The organism is Mycoplasmoides alvi ATCC 29626, from assembly GCF_000701785.1.
GTDB lineage: Bacteria > Bacillota_I > Bacilli_A > Mycoplasmatales > Mycoplasmoidaceae > Mycoplasmoides > Mycoplasmoides alvi.
In genome coordinates, this window is record NZ_KL370825.1 from 94737 (window position 1) to 112141 (window position 17405).

The 17405-nt window shown below is 25.9% G+C and carries 17 protein-coding genes and 1 tRNA gene; all 18 read left to right on the forward strand.

Annotation, left to right across the window (positions count from 1 at the left end):
* Positions 1 to 15 precede the first annotated feature (15 nt).
* The 18 genes from T383_RS0103340 (at position 16) to T383_RS0103425 (ending at position 17377) form a co-directional block, all read left to right on the forward strand.
* Complete coding sequence (locus T383_RS0103340) at positions 16 to 1650, forward strand: phospho-sugar mutase (protein WP_033160253.1); 1635 nt, start codon at positions 16 to 18, stop codon at positions 1648 to 1650.
* Positions 1651 to 1676: 26 nt separating this feature from the next.
* Positions 1677 to 2423 (forward strand): triose-phosphate isomerase, encoded by a 747-nt coding sequence (tpiA, locus tag T383_RS0103345; protein WP_033160254.1) that lies wholly within the window; start codon positions 1677 to 1679, stop codon positions 2421 to 2423.
* A gap of 6 nt (positions 2424 to 2429) precedes the next feature.
* On the forward strand, positions 2430 to 3977 hold the full coding sequence (gpmI, locus tag T383_RS0103350; RefSeq protein WP_033160255.1) for a 2,3-bisphosphoglycerate-independent phosphoglycerate mutase: 1548 nt from the start codon (positions 2430 to 2432) through the stop codon (positions 3975 to 3977).
* A gap of 176 nt (positions 3978 to 4153) precedes the next feature.
* Positions 4154 to 5263 carry a ComEC/Rec2 family competence protein gene (locus tag T383_RS0103355; protein WP_033160256.1) on the forward strand — a complete coding sequence of 370 codons (1110 nt, stop codon included), beginning with the start codon at positions 4154 to 4156 and terminating at the stop codon, positions 5261 to 5263.
* Positions 5264 to 5293: 30 nt separating this feature from the next.
* Positions 5294 to 6214 (forward strand): DNA polymerase III subunit delta, encoded by a 921-nt coding sequence (gene holA, locus T383_RS0103360; protein WP_033160257.1) that lies wholly within the window; start codon positions 5294 to 5296, stop codon positions 6212 to 6214.
* Between the two features lie 10 nt (positions 6215 to 6224).
* The gene (locus T383_RS0103365) at positions 6225 to 7628 is read left to right on the forward strand and encodes an MPN449 family protein (protein ID WP_033160258.1); all 1404 of its coding nucleotides are present in this window, start codon (positions 6225 to 6227) and stop codon (positions 7626 to 7628) included.
* 177 nt (positions 7629 to 7805) lie between these two features.
* Positions 7806 to 8735: an ECF transporter S component gene (locus T383_RS0103370; RefSeq protein ID WP_033160259.1), complete on the forward strand. Its 930-nt coding sequence runs from the start codon at positions 7806 to 7808 to the stop codon at positions 8733 to 8735.
* Positions 8736 to 8782: 47 nt separating this feature from the next.
* Positions 8783 to 8873, forward strand: a tRNA-Ser gene (locus T383_RS0103375).
* Positions 8874 to 8992: 119 nt separating this feature from the next.
* Positions 8993 to 9481: an MG406 family protein gene (locus tag T383_RS0103380; RefSeq protein WP_033160260.1), complete on the forward strand. Its 489-nt coding sequence runs from the start codon at positions 8993 to 8995 to the stop codon at positions 9479 to 9481.
* Positions 9447 to 10331, forward strand: a complete 885-nt coding sequence (locus T383_RS0103385) for a F0F1 ATP synthase subunit A (protein ID WP_084269109.1) — start codon at positions 9447 to 9449, stop codon at positions 10329 to 10331. Before T383_RS0103380 ends, T383_RS0103385 begins: the two co-directional genes overlap by 35 nt.
* A gap of 31 nt (positions 10332 to 10362) precedes the next feature.
* The gene (atpE, locus tag T383_RS0103390) at positions 10363 to 10656 is read left to right on the forward strand and encodes an ATP synthase F0 subunit C (protein WP_033160261.1); all 294 of its coding nucleotides are present in this window, start codon (positions 10363 to 10365) and stop codon (positions 10654 to 10656) included.
* 22 nt (positions 10657 to 10678) lie between these two features.
* Positions 10679 to 11302, forward strand: a complete 624-nt coding sequence (gene atpF / locus T383_RS0103395; protein ID WP_052664063.1) for a F0F1 ATP synthase subunit B — start codon at positions 10679 to 10681, stop codon at positions 11300 to 11302.
* A complete protein-coding gene (atpH, locus tag T383_RS0103400) occupies positions 11295 to 11837 on the forward strand; it encodes an ATP synthase F1 subunit delta (protein WP_033160262.1) in 543 nt (180 codons plus the stop codon). Before atpF ends, atpH begins: the two co-directional genes overlap by 8 nt.
* 9 nt (positions 11838 to 11846) lie before the next feature.
* Entirely contained in the window at positions 11847 to 13415 is a 1569-nt protein-coding gene (atpA, locus tag T383_RS0103405; RefSeq protein ID WP_033160263.1) for a F0F1 ATP synthase subunit alpha, read from the forward strand.
* A 3-nt stretch (positions 13416 to 13418) separates the two neighbouring features.
* Positions 13419 to 14285 carry an ATP synthase F1 subunit gamma gene (gene atpG, locus T383_RS0103410; protein ID WP_033160264.1) on the forward strand — a complete coding sequence of 289 codons (867 nt, stop codon included), beginning with the start codon at positions 13419 to 13421 and terminating at the stop codon, positions 14283 to 14285.
* Positions 14286 to 14302: 17 nt separating this feature from the next.
* Entirely contained in the window at positions 14303 to 15712 is a 1410-nt protein-coding gene (gene atpD / locus T383_RS0103415; RefSeq protein WP_033160265.1) for a F0F1 ATP synthase subunit beta, read from the forward strand.
* Positions 15712 to 16119: an ATP synthase F1 subunit epsilon gene (atpC, locus tag T383_RS0103420; protein ID WP_033160266.1), complete on the forward strand. Its 408-nt coding sequence runs from the start codon at positions 15712 to 15714 to the stop codon at positions 16117 to 16119. The genes atpD and atpC overlap by 1 nt, the downstream gene beginning before the upstream one ends.
* Positions 16120 to 16138: 19 nt before the next feature.
* Positions 16139 to 17377 carry a hypothetical protein gene (locus T383_RS0103425; RefSeq protein WP_033160267.1) on the forward strand — a complete coding sequence of 413 codons (1239 nt, stop codon included), beginning with the start codon at positions 16139 to 16141 and terminating at the stop codon, positions 17375 to 17377.
* Positions 17378 to 17405 lie beyond the last annotated feature (28 nt).

The window sequence follows — 17405 nt, forward strand, 5'->3', positions numbered from 1 at the left end:
AAAGGAAATTCGTCAATGAATAATGAATTAATTAATCTTTGATTAGAAAGTAAAAATGTTAGTGATTGAGAGAAATTACAAATTAAACAAATGGACAGCACTGAGTTAGAGATTGCTTTTGCTAATATTCCATTGGCATTTGGGACTGCTGGTATTAGAGCTAAAATGGGTCCAGGAACACAGTTTTTAAATAAAATTGTTTATTATCAAATGGCGATTGGATATGGTCGCTTTTTGAAATATAAATTTAGTAATCAACCAATAAGTGTTATTGTTGCTCATGATAATAGAAATAATGGCACAATGTTTTCAGTTGATGTGGTCGATGTTTTGACTTCATTGGGTATTAAAGTGTATTTATTTGAACACAATCAATTAACATCTACACCAATTGTTTCTTATGCAATTCGTGCATTAAATGCTAATGGAGCAGCTATTATTACTGCAAGTCACAACCCTAAAGAAGACAATGGATTTAAAATTTATGATGAAACTGGAGGTCAAGTTTTACCTATTGATGGAGCTAAAGTTGTTGAATTTATGCCTGATATAAAAGATGTAATTAACTTAAAAGTTAAGAACAATGATAGTTTAATCACATTTTTAGATGAATCAATTTTTACAAATTATTATAATGAATGTAAATCAGCATTAATTAAAACTAAAGTTGATGAAATTAAGAATTTTCCAATTGTTTTTAGCGGGCAACATGGAACTGCTTGCAAACGTTTACCAGAATTTTTGCAATCTTTAGGATATACAAACATTATTCCAGTTAAACAACAATGTTTGATTGATGGTAATTTCTCTCATACATTAACTCCTAATCCAGAAAACCGTGATGCATGAAATTTATCTATTAAATATGCTGATAAATATAAATCTGATGTGATCATTCAAGTTGATCCTGATGCAGATCGGTTTGCAATGGGAGTTCGTTATCATAATGAATGACGTTTTCTTAGTGGAAACCAAATGGGAATTATTTACACTTATTATGTTCTAAAAAATAAAAAATTCGAAAAGATTCCTTATGTTATTTCATCATATGTATCTACAAATCTAATTGATAAAATTTTACAATCTTATGGCGGCAAAGTTTATCGTGTAGGAACTGGTTTTAAGTGGGTTGGTGCTAAAATTAATGAAATAGGAAATGATGAAGAATTTGTTGTTGGTTTTGAAGAAGCTGTTGGAGCTTTAAATTCTACAATTAATCGTGATAAAGATGCATATCAAGCTGCTGCCTTAGCTTTGGAAATTTATTATGATTGTTTGCAAAAGCAAATAAACATAATAGACTTTTTGGAACAAGAAATTTATCATAAATATGGAATTGTTTATAATGACACCGTTGCTTTTACATTTAGTGAATTAAATTGAAAATTATTGGTTGATGAACGTTTACAAAAAATTTTAAAATTTAATTACCCAATGATTGGTAATCGAAAAATAATTGATATTAAATACAATGAAATTGGCGGTTGCTATGATTGAATTTTTGAAAATAATTCATGACTAAGGTTCCGGGCATCAGGAACTGAGCCTAAATTTAAAATTTATTACAATCTTTATGGTGATTCACTTGTTGAATTGGCAAAAGAAGCAAAGGTTATTAATGCAGAACTTAAAGCATTGTTAAACTTATAAAAAACATAAAAAGTAATATGAGTAGTATGAAAAAAAAAATTATTATTGGCAATTGGAAAACTAATAAAACTCAAGCAGAAGTTAAAAATTTTTTTAATGAGTTAAAGGTTCATTTAAAAAAGAATATAGTTGATTGTATATTTGGAGTTGCACCAGTAGCAATCCATTTGACTTTAGCACAATCACTTGCACCCAAATCAATGATTATTGTTGCTCAAGATGCTAATGCAGTTGCCTCAGGAGCTTTTACTGGTACAGTTAGTTGATCACAATTAAAAGATATAAAAATTAAATATGTAATTGTTGGTCATTCAGAACGTAGACAGTATTACAATGAAACTGATGAAGTTGTTAATCAAAAAACAAAAGCTTTATTAGAAAACAAAATGGTTCCTATTTTATGTATTGGTGAGAATTTAAAAGAATTTAATCAAAAAAAAACTAATCAAGTTTGTGCAAAACAACTTAAATTAGCATTAAAAGATATTGATTTAAATTTACTCAGCAATTTGATTATAGCTTATGAACCAATTTGAGCTATTGGTACTGGCAAAACCGCAACATCAGAAAATGCGCAATCAACAATTAAAGCAATTAGAAATGAATTGAAAAAAATTGCAGGAAATAAAATTGCTAATAAAGTGCCAATTCTTTATGGTGGATCTGTAAAACCAACTAATATTAAAGAAATAATAAATCAACCAGACATTGATGGTGCTTTAGTAGGTGGAGCTTCTTTAATTGCTTCTGATTATGTGAAATTGTTAGGATAATATGTAATGCATACAACAACCAAAAATACTAAAAAACAGGTTCTTTTAATGATTCTTGATGGTTATGGAATTTCTAAAAATAAAACAGGCAATGCTGTTATGAATGCTAAAACTCCATATCTAGATCAATTGCAATCTAAATACCCACACATTGAAATTAAAGCATCAGGAACTGCTGTAGGATTACCTAAAGGTCAAATTGGAAATTCAGAAGTTGGTCATTTGCACATTGGCGCAGGTCGTGTTATCTATACAGGTTTATCGTTGATTAATAAATCTATTATGGATAAAACTTTTGAACAAAATAAAGCTTTATTAAATGCCATTAAACATGCGAAAACAAATAAGTCTAAATTTCATGTTATGGGTTTATTTTCTACTGGTGGTGTTCATAGTTCACTTAATCACATTTTAGCCATTTTAAATGTTGCACATAAACATAAAGTTAAGACTGTTTTACATATTTTTGGAGATGGTCGTGATGTTCGTCCTCAAAGGATTTTGTTAGATTTAAAAAAAACTTTACCAAATTTTAAAAAAATGGATGTAACAATCGGAACTATTTCTGGTCGATATTATGCAATGGATCGTGATCAACGTTGAGAACGTATAAATAAGTATTATTTAGCTTTAGTTGAAGGCAAGGCTAATAAATTTAAAGATCCAATTTTGTACATTAAAGAACAATATAGTAAAAAAAATTATGATGAATTTTTAGAACCAGCTGTTAATATTTCTAAACCAATTGAAGCAGTTACTCTTCAAGATAATGATGCTGTATTTTTTGCTAATTTTAGACCAGATAGAGCACGTCAACTTTCTCATTTTATTTTTAAATCTAAATATTACAAAGAACAACCAAAATTACGCCGCAAAAACATTTATTTTTTAACAATGATGCAATATGAAGGAATAAAGCCTTCAGCAATTGCTTTTCCACAAATTAATTACAAAAATACTTTGGGTGAAGTTATTGCAAAACAAAAGCGAAAACAATTACGGATTGCAGAAACAGAAAAATATGCTCATGTGACTTTCTTTTTTGATGGAGGAAAAGAAGTAAATTATCCTTTGGAAAAAAAGATTCTAATACCTTCAAATAAATTAGTAAAAACTTATGATTTAGCTCCAGAAATGTCATGCAAACTGATTACTGATAAATTGATTAATGAAATTGGTAAATATGATTTAATTGTTTTAAATTATGCAAATCCGGACATGGTAGGGCATACTGGTAATTATGAAGCCACTATAAAAGCATTAGAAAAATTAGATTTGGAAATTGGCAGGTTAATTAAAATTTGTGAAAAAAATAATGTAACTTTATTTTTTACTGCTGATCATGGTAATGCTGAAGCTATGATAGATGAAAACAAAAAACCAATTACAAAACATACAGCTAATATGGTTCCATTTGCTTGCACAGATACAAAAATAAAGTTTATTTTTAACAAAAATAGTTCTTTGGCCAATGTAGCACCAACTATTTTAGATTATTTAGGCATTAAAACACCTAAGGAAATGTCAGAAAAATCTTTAATTAAAACTAAGTAAATTTGATATTTTTTTAAAAAAATTGTACAAAACTTTTAAAAAATGAACTTATATTGATAGGAAAGAATTAAAAATGAAGTTTTGTTCAAGTAAATTTTTTTATTGTATTGAAAAATATATTTAACAAAAAAATTTTATTAAATTTGAAATTTATTATTTGTTGTCATGTACATTAAATGTTATTAAATAGCATTCATGCAATAAATAAAGAAAAATTTATTTTTTTACTATTTTTATTTCTTTCTGGCCTTGTTTATCTAACATTTAGTAAAAATTTTGAACTTTTAATATGCTTTATTATTATTTTTATTACTTTGTTATTAATTACAAATTGAAAAATAATTTATTGAGTTGTTATTATAGGTATATTAATTTTAATTTGAGGTCAAATTTTATATTATTTAGGTGGCCAAAAATGAGAAATAAAAACCATCTTTAGTTTTATACCCTCTGAATATAATTTAAGAAACTTATTAATTGAACAAATTAAAAATAACAAAAGTGAAATAAAAAATTTAATTTTATTAATTGTTTTTAATGAAAAAAGTAATTTAGTTGAAAATTTTTATAATGATTTATGTAATCTTGGCATTGCTCATTTGTTTGTTGTTAGCGGATTTCATTTAAATTTAATTTATTCATTTATTAATAGAATATTTAAAAAATATCCAATTTTTTCTAAAAGTTTAGGTTTTATAGTTATTTTATTTTATGGATATTTATTAAATTTTTCTTATGGCGCTATGCGTGTAATGATATTAATTTTTTTGGATTTAATTTTTAAAAAAACAAAATCTTGAAATTTACAATCAAAAACAGGATTATCTGGTTTTATTTTATTAGTTTTAAACCCTTATTGTGTTTTTAATTTAAGTTTTCAATTAACTTTTTTATCCCTTTTAGGAATTTGTTTGACTAATTTTATTTCAATAAACAAATATTTAAAACCATTTATAAGTTCTTTTTTAATTAATTTATTAATTGGACCAATTATTTTAAAAATTAATGGAAAAATAAGTATATTTACTATTTTAAATTCTTGACTATTTAGTCCATTTATATTTTTTTATTACATTTTTACACTTTTTATTTTTTGATTTCCATTTTTATGATCTTGAATAGATTTTATGTACAATGGATTATTTATAATTAACTTGTTATCAAAAGTTAATTTGTTCATTCATTTAGATATTTATATAATAAACAAATGATTTTTTTATTTTTACTACTTCATGTTTGTTTCTGTATTTATTTTTTTAAATTCAAGTAAAAAAAACTTAAGTTAAAGGTTAAACAAAAATATAATTTTACATGTTATGACAATAATTTATTCAGAAGATCAAGGTTTGATTAACCATAAAATAAATAGTTTAGTAAAAAATAATTTAGACAATTATGAAGTTTTTATGTACAAAACACCTAATCAATTGATTGATTTATTACATGCTAAAAGCTTATTTCTTGAAAAAGAAAAACATTTTATTATTCATGGTTGTTCTTTTTTGTCAGATGAAAATGAATGTAAAATTGCTTTTGATTTATTTCGTGTTTTAGAAATGAATCAAAATCTTGATGTTTTTTTAACTATTAATAGTCCAAAATTATTATCAAATGCAAATATAAAAAAAATAAAAGAATTGTTTGAAGTAATTGAAATTCCTAAATTAAATTCTCGTTCATTTCATAATTTAGCTATTAGTTTGTTAAAAGAAAAAAAAATAAATTTATCATTTGATCAAATTAACAATTTGTTATCAAAAATCCCTCAAGATGCCCAGATCTTAAATAATGAAATTGATAAATTAAGATATTTTACAAAAGATGAAATATCAGATGAATTGATTGAAAATTTAATTTTTGAATATAGTAATGTCTCAATTTTTAAAATGGTAGAATACATTCTTACAGAAAAAATTGATAGTGCTATAAAATTGTTAGATGCTTTGGTTCCACAATTTTTTTCTTACATTGAACTGTTACAAATCATGGCTAGTCAAGTGCTTAAGTTAATTATGATTTCATGATCATTGAATAAAAAAATAGATGATGCTACAATATCAAAATCATTAGATATAAGTTCATATCAATTTAGAGAAATGAAAAAAATTTGTAGAATAAAAGGTATAAAAGAACTAGATTTTTTTTTAAATAGTATACTTACATTGGATATCAAATTAAAAATGTTTAGTATTGACCCAAATTCTATTAGACTTTTTATTGTAAAAGGAAATTATTAAATTATTAAATATGTCAAAATCAACTAGTGAATTATTGATTACGATCAGACAATATTTGAGTACTATTTTCGGAAATGATGCTTTAGTTTCTAAATTAAGTAACAATGATAACTTTGCAGCAGTTGTAAGCAAGGGAATTGCTATTCATAATAATTTAGAAAAAATTTCAAACACAGAAGATAAAATTACATCAAAGTATCTTGAGAATTTCAAATTAAGAACTAATAAGGATATTAATTTAAATGAGTTTGAAAATATTACTGATTTAGATGATATTCAAGATGAAATTAATTACTTAAATATTGCTGTTAAAAATTTATTTAATCAAAAATCTCTTTCAGAATTTCCAATAAATATCAATAATAATGTTAATTTAGATAGTGATTCAAACCTAAACAAACAACAAAATAAAATTAACTCAACAGATTCTATAGATGATACTAATTTAAATAATTCATCTAAAAATTCTGAAGCTTTAAAAGGCGAAAGAATAAACAATTCTAATTTTAATGCAAGAAAAAATAGCAATTTTTGGTCTTCTCTTTCGGGAAATAATAATGTATTTGCTAATTCCTTTGTTAAAGATAACAATTCTTTTAATTCAGCAGATATTGTTTATCGTGCTGCTGCAACAAAACGTCTTAATTTAGATGTTAGATCAGGAAGAGTGTATTGTTGAGAGCAAAAACCAAGAGCAATTTTAATTTTGCAATTTATTACGGTTCTTTTATCCTTATTGTATGTTTTAGCTGGTCTTGGTGTAATTATTGCATGAATTTATGCAACTACTGTTGGAATTAAATTTATAAATACGAATAATGGCGCTAATAATGAAGTTTTAATAAACGGTGGCAATGTTTTTACTATTATTTTAACTCCTATAATTTTAGTAGGTTTTGGTTTGAATATGGTAATAAAATATTCAAATGACTGAATGGGTAAACTTAGTTATTCAAATAAAAAAAAGGTTGAACAATTAATTGCCCAAAATTCTTTAAATCCAAATGAAAATATTCCAAAAGTTAATCAAAATTTACAATACTATTTAAGACCAAATTCTATTATTTTTGCTTTTATTGTTCATCTCTTGATTGCGCTAATTCCAATAGGTGTTTTAAATCCAATGGTTGTTGTTATAAATATCAATAATTTTCGTGGAATGAATGGTGAAATGGGTTTAAATGATCCTGTTATAATGGCAATATTCATAACTAATATTATTTTACTAGCTAGTTTTTTACCATTAATTCTTGTTTTAATAACCGCAAAAGTGTTAAATCCAAAACAAGACTTTAATCGAATGCAAGAAATTTTAAATAAATACACAGAAGAATTAAAAAACAGTGGTAAAGATCCTTTTGATAGTGCCTTAAATGATACAGTTGGTGGTTTTGGCGGACCTTTTGGTTTTTAAGTTATAATGTAAATTTTATTTGTGCGATGATGTTTAGAATAGAATATAAGTCTAAAAATAGAATTGTAATTATCAAATAATTCACGATCGTAAATTTTTGTTTATTAAAGTTAGTTTTTAAATTTAAAATTTTTGGATAAAAATTATTCGCATTGCTTACTATAGTGGCTTTTTTACATGAATATTGATTTTTTAAATTGTCAACAACAATTTATTTTTCCAAAATTTAAAACTAAAAAACAAAAATTTTTAAAATTTTTGTTTCCATATTTTCCATTAAAATGAAAATATTCAACACAACTTATTGTCTTATTGGCAGTTCTAATTTCATTTAGACTTATAACCCAAATATTTAGTTTACCAATAGGTCCTGTATTACGTTTATCTGTAACTTGAATTCCAACATCATTAATTGGATGATTTTTTGGTCCTATTTTAGGAATTCCGATTGGAATTTTAATGGATTCACTCACTTTTTTTTGATCAGGAGGAATTTGATATTGAATGTATGCTATTCAAGAACCTTTAATTACTTGTTTAGCAGGAATAATTGCTGGAATTTATAATATTAGAAAAGAATATAAAAATTCAATTTGAGATTATTTATTATTTCAAACAATTGTAATTTTGTTTACAATTAGTTCAATTTTGATTTTATTAAATTTTGCTTCAAGTAAATTTGATGATGCATCATTAAATTTTTTGGGTTTAAATCACATAGATACTGTATTACTTACTATTAGTTGTATAAGTATTTTTTTTATTATTAGTGAAATTATTATTCATACGCTTTTGCGATACAAAACTTTATATCAGAAACAGTTTATTTTGTTTATTTATACAACATTATTAGGAGTTTTGCTATCAATTATTTTTTCATTTATTTTAGGGACTATAGCTGCAATTAATTTTTATAAATATTTTGTTTCTAATGATAATTCTTATTCCAAAAATTTTTTAGTATATGGTTCATACTATTATTTAATTCCCCGTGTTATTAAAGAAACATTTAAAATGCCATTAATTGTTGTTAATTTAATTCCTTTAATTAGGATGACAAATTCATATATGTTAAGGATTCAACAAATGTCACATCAAAAATGATAATTTATATTTATAATTTATTAGTATTATGTTTAACTATTCACACAAATGGGAGCGTACCCAAGTGGTTAAGGGGGCACCCTGCTAAGGTGTTAGATCGGGTTTTCCGGTGCGAGAGTTCGAATCTCTCCGCTTCCGCCATTTTTAAATTAAATGACCAAGAATCTCTTGGTCATTTTTTATTAGAATAAAATATTAAATTTTTTATGTTTATTACATAATTTAGGTTTAGAATAAGATCACTCTTTGGAGTTTAATTAATGTTTAATACCAAACAAACTAAGTGATTGTTTTTAATTTATAGTGGACTTTGTTTTATTGGAATAATTGTTTTACTTATAATTTGTGGTTTAAACTTGACTCCATGAGGATCACTTTATGGATGATTGTTAGTTACACCATTTGCAATTTTAGCAATGATTTCTTATACATTGATTCCAAATTTTTTGTTGAATTACTCAAAGAAAAAGAAAGAACAGCAAAATAAAGTGATAATGTCTTTGAGTATTTTGATTTATATTCTAAGATATATATTTTATGCATTGCCAATTTTAATTGCTGGTGGTATTAATGGATTTAAATTAGAAGGTGTATTTAATGTTATTCCAACTATTGTTGCAATAATATTAATTCCAATTTCTAGTATTGTAGTAAATTATCTATTATTTTGAATTGATTATCGTAACCACAAGCAAAAAGAAGAAGGTAAAAAATATGTCCCCACAGGCGATAGTTTGGCAGCAATCTAGTGATTTTAATTCTAGTTTGGATTCTTTTTGGAATCAAATGCCAATAAGTGGTTTAGATTGAAAACCATTTGTACCAACAGCAGCAGTAATAACAATTCCAGTAACTGTTATAATTATTTTGATTTGTGTTTTTGTTTATTATTTTAAATTGCGTAATCAAAAACCTGATGTAGCTCCAACAGGTTATGTTTTATTAGTTCAAATGATGGTTATTAGTTTTGAAAATTTAACAGTTGAATTGTTAGGCGAACGTTATAGAAAAATAACACCTTATTTTTTAATGCTAATGTCATACATCACAGTTTCTAACTTATTGGCATTAGTAGGATTGTCTCCGCCTACAGGTTCTTTAACTGTGACATTTTCTATGGGTTTAATTACTTTTATTGGAACTATCTATATGGGTTTTAGGCATCAAAGGTTATCATATCTTAAAACTTTTGCTTTAAAGCTAAAGTATAAAAACAAATCAATTCCAATTATGATTAACCCTTTTAGCATATTAGGTGAAGTGTCGCCATTACTTTCAATTTCAATGCGTTTATGGGGAAATATTTTTGCTGGAACATTAATTTTGGCATTGTTTTATTCATTTATGCAATTTTTATTTAGTAATGTAAATCCTACTATTCTTGGTTTAGTTTTAGGATCAACTTTTGGTGGTTTAATTAGTCCTGTATTTCACCTTTATTTTGATTTGACAATCGGATTAATTCAAGCATATGTTTTTGTTATGTTGACTTATACATATTGGTCAAATCAAATGATGGAAAGTGAAAAAGGAGAAAATAATTCCACTAAAAGTATTAAAATTAAAACAACAAATTTAAGTTCTCATGATCGAATTTAGTAATTTATTTTAAGAAGGAAATTTAATATTTATGGATCACAATTTTTTACTTGAATTATCAAACATTATTAATCACACAGCTGCAAGTGGAACAACTTATACAGATAAAGGTGCTGCTTACATTGGTGCTGGTCTTGCTATGGTTGGAGCAGCTGGTGTTGGGGCAGGTCAAGGATATGTTGCTGGTCGAGCATGTGACTCAATTGCCCGTAACCCAGAAGTTGAATCAAAAATTAGAACATTTTTGATTATTGGTGCAGCAATATCTGAAACTTCGGCTATTTATGCATTAATTATTGCATTTATTTTAATTTTTGTTGTTTAATTAATTTATTTGGTTAATGAAAATGAATATTTTAAGACGAAGTAAAAAATATTTTTTATTATTATCAATTTTGGTTTTAATTTTTATATTTTCACTAACACTTACATCTTGTGCTTTGCCAGAAGAATTAAATCAAGATACAATTGTTAACCAATTTTTTCCAAATTTTTGAGTTTTTCTCGCTAATATCATTGCATTAATTTTGTTGTTAGTTGTAATGATTTGGTTTTTATGAAAACCAACAAAAAGAACTCTTGCTAATCGTTCTGAAATTATTCAAAAGAACATTGATGAAGCAAATAATGCAAGAAAGGAAGCAGAGTTATACTTATTACAAGCAAATGAAAAGCGGATGAAAGCAATTAGTGAGGCTCAAAAAATTGTTAATAATTCAACTAATGAAGCATATCAAATTAAAAATGAAATTGAGACTAAAGCTCGTCGGGATGCCAATGTAATTTTGCAGAATGCTCGAAATGAACTTACAAAGCAAGAAAATCGCTTGCGATCTCAATTAAATGAAGAAATTATTGAATTAACAATTGCTGCTACAACAGAATTAACAAAAAAATCTATTTCAAATGAAGATAACAAAAAATTTATTGAAACATTTATTTCTGAATTGGAGGAAATAGATTTTGAATAAAATTGCTAGTTTTGCTAAAGCATTATATTCACTTGCAGATGAAAAAAAAATAATCAAAATTATTTTTGATCAAATTGAAAGTTTTTTATCTTTATTGCATACTCATCCAGAAATTATCAAATTGTTTGATAATCAATCATTAAATAAATTGGATAAGTTTAACATTATTGATAAAACATTTAAAAATCACTTTAATGATTTACTTTGCAATTTTATGCGAGTTCTTATTGATATGCATAGTTTTTACGACATTAAATTAATTTTTAAAAAATATTTAGAAATTGTTGAAGAAAAAGAAAGTTCACAATTCATTAAGATTATTTCTGCATTTGCTTTAGAAGATAAGCAAATTGAACAAATCAAATGCATATTAGAGCAAAAAACTAAAAAAAATTTAATTATTAAAGTAGAAATTGACCCCAATGTTATTGCTGGAATTAAAATTGAATCTGAATCCAATTCAATTGACTATACGATTAAAGGTAAGTTAAAAGCAATTGCAGCAAGTTTACACTCAACAAGATTTATTAGATAGGAGATTAAAATGGCAATTAATTTAGATGAAATATCATCTTTAATCAAGGAACAAGTTAAAAAATATTCAGACAAAATTTTAACCAATGAAAAAGGTTATGTTGTTTCAATTAGTGATGGTATTGCTAAAGTTAGTGGTTTAGATAATGTTATTTTGAATGAATTAGTTAAATTCGAAAATGGTTCTTTTGGAATTGCTTTTAACCTTGAATCTAATAGTGTTGGTGTCATTATGTTGGGTGAGTATTATGATATCCACGAAGGTTCATTAGTAGAAAGAACATCAAGAGTTATTGAAGCCCCGGTTGGGGATGCATTAATTGGTCGAGTTGTTAATGGAATTGGTGTACCTATTGATGGTAAAGGTGAATTAAAAAATGTTACTTATGAACCAATTGAAAAAATTGCTCCTGGAGTGATGGAGAGACAAACAGTTAATGAACCACTAGAAACAGGCATTTTAGCAATTGATTCAATGTTACCTATTGGCAAAGGTCAACGTGAATTAATTGTTGGTGATCGACAAACAGGCAAAACAACTATTGGAATTGATGCAATTATTAATCAAAAGAATAAAAATGTTTATTGTGTTTATGTTGCTATTGGACAAAAAAATTCTTCTATTGCGCAAATTTCTAGTCAATTAGAATCTGCAGATGCAATGAAATATACAACAATTGTTTCATCTACAGCATCAGAGATTCCTGCTTTATCTTATGTTGCCCCATTTACTGGAATAACCATTGCTGAATATTGAATGCGTCAAGGACGTGATGTTTTAATTGTTTATGATGATTTGTCTAAACATGCAGTTGCTTATAGAACAATTTCCTTATTATTACGTAGACCTCCTGGTCGTGAAGCTTACCCTGGTGATATTTTTTATTTACACTCTCGTTTATTGGAACGTGCTGGGCACTTATCCAAAGAATTAGGTGGAGGTTCAATTACTGCTTTGCCAATTATTGAAACTCAAGCTGGAGACATTTCTGCTTATATTCCAACTAATGTAATTTCAATTACAGATGGGCAATTATTTATGGTTACTAATTTATTTAATTCAGGTCAAAGACCAGCAATTCATGTTGGCTTGTCTGTAAGTCGTGTTGGTTCAGCAGCTCAAACTAAAGCAATTAAACAAGTTTCTGGTTCTTTAAAATTAGAGTTAGCCCAATATCGAGAATTAGATGTATTTAGTCAATTCGGTAGTGATTTAGATAATGAAACTAAAAAAATTCTTGACCATGGTAAACGAGTAATGGAAATGTTAAAACAATCAAATGGTCAGCCATTAGACCAAGCAATGGAAGCAATTTTTTTATTTGCAATTAAAGAACGTTTTATTAAGTGAATTCCAATTGAAAATATTCAAGCATTTAAAAAAGAAATGATTTCTTATTTTGCTAATTCAGATACTTATAATAAATTAGTAGTTAATAAAGTTTTTGATGATTCTTTGACAAAATCTTTACGAAACGCCTTTAAAACCTTTATTAAAGAATTTGTCATGGCTATTCCTGGTTATGATATTAGTAAATTTGGTGATGAAACTGAACTAAATTCAACTGGAGAATTTTAGATCATGGCTTCCAAACAAGAATTAAAGCAAAAAATGAATTCAATTACAGTTACAAGTAAAATCACTAAAGCAATGCAAATGGCAGCTACAGCTAAATTACGTAAATTTAAATTACAGCATGAAACTGTTTATGATTTTTTTAATGAATATTATGAAATTATTGGTCATGCAATTGCAAACGCTAAATATTATTCCCAAAAAAAGACAACTAACAATAGTACTTTATACGTTTTAATTAATTCATCTTTAGTTTTATGTGGTGGTTTTAATAATAATATGAATCGTATTTTATATGATCAAATTAAGCCTAATGATAAATTAATCTTATTAGGTAAAAAAAGTTTAGGTTTTTGAAAGTTAAAAGGCAAGGAAAAAGCAATTTTATCAGTTAAAGATTTGCAAGATGCAGATATCAATTTTGATATTAGTTTTAGTTTAGGTAATGAAATTTTTAATTGTTATAAATCTAATGAATTTGATAAAGTTTGTATTGTTTATACAACATTTATTAACAATTTAAAACAAGAACCTAGAATTATTCAGGTTTTACCTTTTGATAAAGCTATTTTTGATCAGCATCTGGTGTCAATCCAAAATTCAAGCAAAAAACATCTTGCTCCCATTGAATTTGAACCAGATGCTCAAAAAGTAATTGAAATCTTAATGCCTCAATTTATGCAAGTTGTTCTTTATGGTTGCTTAATTGAAACAAAAGTTTCTGAATATGCAAGTCGACGTAATGCAATGGAAGCAGCAACCAATAACGCAAATGATCTATATAATAACTATTTACTAATGTACAACCAATTAAGACAAGCTTCAATTACTCAAGAAATTAATGAAATTATTCAAGGCTGTGAACAAAAATAAAAGGATTTTTAAGTGTTATGAAAACAAAAAATTTAATTATAGGTAAAGTTCATCAAGTAATTGGACCAGTTGTTGATGTAATTTTCCCTGATGAAGAAACCATGCCAAAAATTAATGATGCTCTATATGTTAAATTAGATGGTCAAGATTTATGTTTAGAAGTATCACAAATAATTGGTGATAATGTTGTTCGTTGTATTTCTATGGGAGCCACTTATGGATTAAGCCGAGGTGTTGAAGTTTTAGCTTCTGGTGCACCAATTCAAGTTCCAGTTGGTGAAGAAGTTTTGGGTAGAATGTTTAATGTAACTGGTCAAACAATTGATAATTTAGAAAGTCTTGATAAAAAAAATGTAAAGAAAATGTCAATTCACCGTGATCCTCCGACTTTTGAAGAACAATCTGGTGAAATTGAAATTTTTGAAACAGGTATCAAAGTTATTGATCTTTTAATACCTTATTCTAAAGGTGGTAAAATTGGTTTATTTGGTGGAGCAGGAGTTGGTAAAACTGTTTTAGTGCAAGAATTAATTCATAATATTGCTAAAGGTCATGGTGGTTTATCTGTTTTTGCTGGAGTTGGTGAAAGAACAAGAGAGGGGAATGACTTATATTATGAAATGATTGATGGAGGTGTTATTGATAAAACAGCTCTAGTTTTTGGTCAGATGAATGAACCACCAGGAGCAAGAATGCGAGTTGCATTAACTGCTTTAACAATGGCTGAATATTTTCGTGACTCTCGTAATCAAGATGTTTTATTGTTTATTGATAATATTTTTCGTTTTACTCAAGCAGGTAGTGAAGTTTCAGCATTATTGGGTAGAATGCCATCAGCAGTTGGATATCAACCTACTTTAGCTTATGAAATGGGTTTATTGCAAGAAAGAATTACATCAACTAAAAGTGGTTCAATTACCTCTGTTCAAGCAATTTATGTTCCTGCAGATGATTTAACTGACCCAGCGCCTGCAACAACATTTTCTCATTTAGATGCAAAAACTGTTTTAGATCGTAATATTGCTGCTTTGGGTATTTTCCCAGCAATTAACCCTTTAGAGTCAACAAGTCGTTTACTGGATCCTAACATTGTTGGATTACGTCATTATAAAGTTGCAAGAAATGTTCAACAAATTTTGCAAAAATTTGCTGAACTACAAGATGTAATTGCTATTTTAGGTATTGATGAACTTTCTGAAGAGGATAAACTTGCAGTTGCCCGCGCACGAAAAATTAGAAATTTCTTAAGTCAACCTTTTTTTGTTGCTGAAAAGTTTTCGGGTAATCAAGGCAAATATGTTAGTTTGCAAGATACAATTAGAGGTTTTGAAGAAATTCTTGAGGGTAAACATGATAATTTGCCTGAACAAGCCTTTTTCTATGTAGGAACCATCGAAGAAGCAGTTGAAAAGGCAAGTAAATTGTAATGGCAAATAATTTAGTTCATTTAAAAATTTTAACTCCCCATGGTATTAAATTTGATCAGGATATAAGAATGGTTGAGTTAAAAACTATGGAAGGATATATTGGATTAATGTGTAATCACGTTCCTTTTGTTGCACCATTATCAGCAAATGTTATTTACATTACTCATGAAAATAAAAATCGTGAATCAGGTGTTTTAAATAGCGGAACAGTTTATGCTACAAAAAATGAAATTAAAATTTTTGCTTTTAATTTTGTTTTAACAAAAGACATTGATGTTGCCAAAGTTGCTGCAAGAAAAAAAATGTTAGAGCAACAATTATCACGAATTAATGATTTAACTGAAACAACCAAAATTGAAAAATTATTAGCTTATGAAATATTAAAATTAAAACAAGTACAAAAATAATTTGGTTAATTTAATTTAAATGAAGAATACAATTTCTTATGAGGCTTGTTTAACTTTATCAATTACTGACAATTTAAAAAATGGATTTTGGTATACTTTCAATTCTGATAGTTTTTATTTTGTTTATGATGAAAATCCTAAAAAAATTACTGATTTTTATAAAATAAGTTTAGGTATTTTGCCACCTAAAGTTGGCAATGTTTTATATAATGACGTTTCTTTATGAAATTTATCCGATTTTAAACGTAGCAAGTTTATTTCTGAAAATATTAGTACATTTAGTATTGAGGAATTTCAATTAATTAAAAAACAAACAGTTTATAAAATTATTTATGATGAGATTTTTATTTTTTCAAAAAATTTAATTAAAAGTAAAAAACTTACAATTGAATATTTAAAATCTTATAACTTACTTAAATATGCTAAAAAAAGATTTCATGAATTAAATGCATTAACACAAAATAAAATTCTTTGTTTTAAATTAACTTACAAAAAACCAAAATATTTATTTTTAAATTTATTAAATATAGATTTAACTTCTTTTGATTGAAAAAATTTTATTTTGAAATTAAAAAAAATGGTTATTAACAAAAATATTTGTTGTTTAATCTTTACAGATATTTTTTTTAAATTATCCAATTTTGCTAAAATTGATCTTAGTGATAACCAATATTATGTATCATTAAATTCAACTTATACTATACCTGAAAGCACAAACAATAAAGACTTTAAAAATTGATATTTTTTTAAAACATTTATCATAGGTTTTTTTACTTTCTTTTTAAAAAATTTTTTTTGATTATCTTGTTATAGCTTAGCATTATTTTTTTCATTCTTTTTGACAAATATTTTTTGTGTAATTAATTTTAAAGAACTTTTTAATTTAGATTTTAACATCAGTTGAGTTATAAAATTTTTACTTTTAATTTTGTTTATTGTTACTAATGTAATAATTTTGTATTTAATCAAGAAAAATTATATTAAAAGTTTTAATACAATTAATTTTTTAATTACAAAAGGATATAGTAAATTTTTTGGAATTAATTGATACATAGTATTTGATGTTAGTATTTTTTTATTAATAACAGCATTAAATGTGATTATTAACTATTTATTATCTATCTATGCAAAGTGAGAAATTTATTTTTCTAATATGATATGACCAATAATTATTTATTTTTTCATTCATGCTGTTGCATGCTCATTCCATTATGTTTATTCTTATAAATACTATGCAATTTTAGACTTTAAACATTAAATACTTTTGACATTAAACTAAAAAAAGA